General features: G+C 61.7%; 1 protein-coding gene and 1 pseudogene. Both read left to right on the top strand.

What is annotated here, in order from left to right:
- Window positions 1-4,561 (top strand): annotated as a pseudogene (locus tag MMG91_RS28625) (LapA family giant adhesin); the annotation flags it as partial.
- A 147-nt stretch (window positions 4,562-4,708) separates the two neighbouring features.
- A complete protein-coding gene (locus MMG91_RS28620) occupies window positions 4,709-5,047 on the top strand; it encodes a tryptophan synthase subunit beta (protein ID WP_305447698.1) in 339 nt (112 codons plus the stop codon).
- Window positions 5,048-5,644: the final 597 nt, after the last annotated feature.

The following is a 5,644-nucleotide window of genomic DNA, read 5'->3' as shown; positions in this document are numbered from 1 at the left end:
CACCTACACGGCAACCCTGACCAATGCAGCCGGTACACCGGTCACCGTGACCCTGTCGAACGGCGCCGTGATCACCATCGATGCCGGCAAAACCACTGGCTCCGTGACCGTCGATGCACCAAAAGACGACGTCTACAAAGACGCCGGCACTGTCCAGGCGACCATCTCCACCGCCACCGGTGGCAACTTCGAGAACCTGGTGCCAAGCACTGCCCCGGCAGTAACCAGCATCACCGACACCATCGACACCTCGACCGTCACCCTGAACGCCACCGCTTCGGCAACTGAAGGTGGCACGGTCACTTACACCGCGACTGTCGGTGCACCGGTGACGGGCAGCCCGGTCACCGTGTCCTTGGCCAACGGTCAGACGATCACTATCGAAGTCGGTAAAACCACCGGTACCGTGACTACCGTTGCACCGAACGATGCCTTGGCCGGTCACGCCCCGCTGACCAACTCGATCACCAGCGTCAGCGGCGGTAACTACGAGAACCTGGTGGCGGATAAAACGCCGGTCAGCACCACCGTGACCGACACCGTCGACACCACCAACCTCAGCCTGAGCGCGACCAACTCGGTGGCCGAAGGTAGCCAGATCACTTACACCGCGACCCTGACCAACGCCGCCGGCACTCCGGTGACCGTGACGTTGAGCAACGGCGCCGTGATCACCATCGACGCCGGCAAAACAACTGGCACCGTGACTGTCGATGCGCCGAAGGACGACGTCTACAAAGACGCCGGCACTGTCCAGGCGACCATCTCCACCGCCACGGGCGGCAACTTCGAAAACCTGGTCACCAGCAATACTGCTGCGGTTACGACCGTCACCGACACGATCGACAAAACCGAAGTCAGCATCATCGGCAGCACCTCGATCACCGAAGGCCAGACCGCCAGCTACACCGTCAGCCTGACTCACCCGGCACAGACCGAAGTGACCCTGAAAATCGTCTACAGCGGCACCGCCGCCGACGGTTCGGACTTCACCGGCGTGTACACCGTGAAAATCCCGGCGGGTGCCAGCAGCGCGAACTTCAACGTCGCGACACTGGACGACAAGCTCACCGAAGGCACCGAGAATTTCGTGGTCAAGATCGACTCGGCCACTGGCGGCAACTTCGAAAACCTCACGGTCAGCACTTCCAACGGCAGCGTCAGCACCTCGATCCTCGACAATGATGCCGCGCCGGTTCTCGACCTGGACGCCAACAACTCCAGCGGCGCCACCGGGGCCAACTACAACGTGACCTTCACCGAAGGCACCACTGGCCAAGGCGTATCGATCGGCGACACCGACCTGAAAATCACCGACCCGGACAGCACGATGCTGACCGGCGCGACCATCGTACTGACCAACCGTCAGCCGGGCGATGCGCTGAACCTGGGTAACAGCGTCAATGGCATCAGCATCAACGCCAACAGCCAGGACGGTACGGTCACCCTGACCCTGTCGGGCAACGCGACGCTGGCCGACTACATGCAGCAGATCAAAAACATCAGCTTCACCAACAGCAGTGAAGATCCGAGCACCGTGCCACGGATCATCACCGTGACGGTGACCGATGGCAGCAACTACTCCAACACCGCAACCACCACCGTCAACGTGGTGGCCGTGAACGACGCGCCGACCGCCGCACCGGTTAACGTCACCGGCACCGAAGACACCCCGCTGATTCTCGGCTGGTCGACCTTCGGCGTCAGCGATGTCGACAGCCCGGCTGCCAACCTGGGGGTGAAAATCACTCAGCTGCCGGGCGAAGGCAAGTTGCAGTACCTGGACGGTGCGACCTGGAAAGACGTGGCGACCAACCAGACCTTCAGCAAGGCCGACATCGACGCCGGCAAATTGCGCTTCACGCCAGATGCCAACGAATCGGGCGTCGATGCTTACGGTGGCAACGGTGTGGGCAACAAACAGGCCGACTACGCGCAGATCAAGTTCCAGCCAACCGACGGTCAACTGCTGGGCAACACCGGCACAGTGAAAATCGACATCACACCGGTTGCGGACGCGCCATCCCTGAGCGTCGCGGACAACAGCGTCAAGTCCACCGGCCTGATCAAGGAAGTCTGGACCGGCCTGGCGGGCCTCGGCACCGATGGCAGCGGCGCGTCTTCCGGCACGCTGAAATCGATCATCGACGGCGCGGGCACCCCGAACTCCAGCAGCACCGTGACCAACGTGCAGTCTAACGGCAGCGTCACCGCCGGCACCGCCTCTAAAACCTCTGGGCTGATTTACCTCGAAGCCGGCAAGACGTACACCTTCAGCGGTACCGGTGATGACAGCCTGTTGGTGACCATCGGCAGTAAAAACGTGGCCGCTACCACGTGGGGTGCGGGCGGCAATCTGAACGGTTCGTTCACCCCGACCACCAGCGGTTACTACACCCTGGACATCTACCACCACAACCAGAGCGGCCCGGGCAGCTATGACGTCAACCTGTCGGTCAACGGCGGTGCAGCGGTCGACTTGAGCAGTGCCGGCGTGCCGCTGTACACCGGCGTGGCGGATCTGGCCGCGTCAGGCGTGACAGTGTCCGACCTGCACGGCACCAATGGCGAAGGCTACTACGACGGCTACAAACTCAACGAAGGCGCCGAAGGTACCAGCGTTCATCTGTCCGCAATCAAGACCGCACTGACCGACACCGACGGCTCCGAAAGCCTGAGCGTGAAGATCAGCGGTATGCCGGAAGGCTCGGTGCTCAGCGATGGTGCAGGCCATACCTTCACCACCACCAATGGCGAAGCCAACGTCACCGGCTGGAACCTCGGCACGCTGACCGTTACTCCGCCGCCGTACTACAACGGCCAGTTCACCCTGACCGTCACCTCGACCTCCACCGAAGCCCAGGGCGGTTCGGCACCGAGCACTGCGCAGATCCCGGTCACGGTGTATCCGTCGGTTTATAACGCGGTGACCGCCACTGCCGCCGACGACACCATCACCGGTACCGACGGCAATGACATCATGGTCGCCGACATCGGCGGGCTGACCGTGGTGCCGGGCACCAACTACAACATCGCATTCATGGTCGATAGCTCGGGCAGCATGAGCGCTTCTTCGATCAGCGCCGCCAAGGCTTCGCTGACCGCGGTGTTCAACACCCTCAAGCAAAGCATGGGCGGTAACTCCGGGACGGTGAACATCTTCCTGGCGGACTTCGATAACCAGGTCAACAAGTCGGTATCGGTGAACCTGAATGACCCGAACGCTCTGGCCTTGCTCAAATCCGTTCTGGATTCGATGTCGTCCGGCGGCGGCACCAACTACGAAGACGTGTTCAAAACCACGGCCAACTGGTTCCAGAGTGCCGACGCGATGGCCAACACCGGCGCGAAGAACCTCACGTACTTCATTACCGATGGCAAGCCGACCTACTACCAGGGCGGCGAGCAGACCAACCCGACCTTGTATGGCAACGTGAAGCTCGATGACGTCGTCACCACCACCAATTACAAGTTGGGGCAGACCTATTCCGGCTACCTGGACAACACTCACTACCTGACCATCGACAGTGGCGGCAACGTCACGCTGCAGACGTACAAAAACTCGTCGGGTCGCTGGCACAGCGACGAACTGGGCACCCTCCATGCCGAGGGTAACGGCACGTACGAGCTGTCCTATCGCGATGGCACCGGCTACAGCACCGACTCCACTGCCATCGACAACTCCACCAGCAGCTTCACGTTGCTGAGCAACGTGTCGACGGTGGAAGCGATCGGCCTGAACAAAGATGTCACCCTCACCGACCTCAAGCCGTACGACACCGATCAAACGCCACAAACCAACATCGACCCCAAAGACCTGGCCAACTCGATCATCGGCCATACCGAAGCGACAATGCCGGGTGCCGACACGGTCAGCGGCGGTGATGGCAACGACCTCCTGTTCGGCGATCTGGTGAGCTTCAATGGCATTGCCGGCGAGGGTTATCAGGCCATGCAGGCGTTCGTGGCCCAGCAAACCGGCGTCGATGTCAGCAAAGTCACCACCAGCAACGTGCACCAGTACATCACCGAGCACTACACCGCGTTCGACGTGTCTGGCGCCCATGACGGTAATGACACGCTGCTGGGTGGCGCGGGCAACGACATTCTCTTCGGCCAGGGTGGCAACGACCTCCTAGACGCCGGCAAGGGCAATGACATTCTGCTGGGTGGCAGCGGCAATGACTCGTTGATCGGCGGTCAAGGCAACGACATTCTGATTGGCGGTTCGGGTGCCGACACCTTCATCTGGAAGGCTGGCGACACCGGCAGCGACGTGATCAAGGACTTCAAGGCCAGCGAAGGCGATCGCATCGACCTGCGTGATCTGTTGCAGGGCGAAACCGGCAGCACCATCGACAACTTCCTGAAGATCACCACGGTGGATGGTGTGTCGTCCCTGCAAGTCAGCTCTGGCGGCAAGTTCAACGGTGCCGACGCCGCAGCGGCCACCCCGGACGTGACGATCAAACTGGAAGGTAACAATTGGTCCAGCGCCAGCATCAATTCGTTGATCGCCGGCAGTGACCCGACCATCAAGGTCGATCACAACAACAGCTGATCAGCAGGCTGACGGCCGTCCAAACCGGGCGGCCGTCATGTTTGCGTCCACCTCACGGGTGACGATTTCGTCGTCGCACCGCATACTCGCCTGCGTTGGCCTATGCTGCTGACAGCACGACGCTGGTCCATTTCCGAGGGATGCTCAATGTTTTACGTGCAACGCGATGCGCAAGGTCAGTTAGTGCGCGTGGAAGCCACGGCCTACGCCGAGGCCACGGAAACGCTGCCGGCCGACAACCATGAAATCCAGGCCTGGTTTGCCCACGAAGTGGTTGAAACCAGCCTAAAGCAGCTCAAGCAGAGCGACCTGGAAATGATCCGGGTACTCGACGACTTGATTCAGGTGCTGACCCAAAAAGGCGTGATCCGCGTTACCGATCTGCCGCCGGCCGCGCAGGCCAAGCTGATGGACCGAAACCAGGCCCGTGAAGCGCTGGGCGGGTTGAGCCAATTGATCGATGATGATGAGACGGGGTTGATCTAAGCCCGACGCCGATCGTTCCCACGCTCTGCGTGGGAATGCCTCAAGGGACGCTCCGCTTTCAAGCCCCACCCCCGACGGTTGCGCCTGGCACAATTGTGACGCCGCGCGTGACGTGCTGGATTACCACGCACAGCGTGGGAATGCCTCAAGGGACGCTCCGCGTTCCAGCCCCACCGCCGACGGTTGCGCCTGGCACCATTGTGACGCGGAGCGTCACGGGCTGCATTCCCACGCAGAGCGTGGGAACGATCACCGCGGTGGAGCGGGCGCTGGATCACCTTGACACGCCGCCGATGAAACCTCGGGCCGAGGGTTAGCGTGAGGTAGCACAGATGATCGTCCCCACGCTCTGCGTGGGATTGCAGCCCGTGACGCTCTGCTACAAACCGGGGTCCGGCGCACCGCCGGCGGTGGGGCTGGACCGCGGAGCGTCCCTTGAGGCATTCCACGCAGAGCGTGGGGACGATCATCTGTGCTACCTCACGCTAAACCTCGGCCCGAGGTTTCATCTGCGGCGAGTCAAGGTGATCCAGCGCCCGCTCCACCGCGGTGATCATTCCCACGCTCTGCGTGGGAATGCCTCAAGGGACGCTCCGC

The organism is Pseudomonas sp. JL3, assembly GCF_031570575.1.
In the GTDB taxonomy this organism is placed as follows: Bacteria; Pseudomonadota; Gammaproteobacteria; order Pseudomonadales; family Pseudomonadaceae; genus Aquipseudomonas; species Aquipseudomonas cucumis.
Note: the sequence above shows the minus strand (reverse complement) of the source record. Positions and strands in the feature narration are given on the sequence as shown.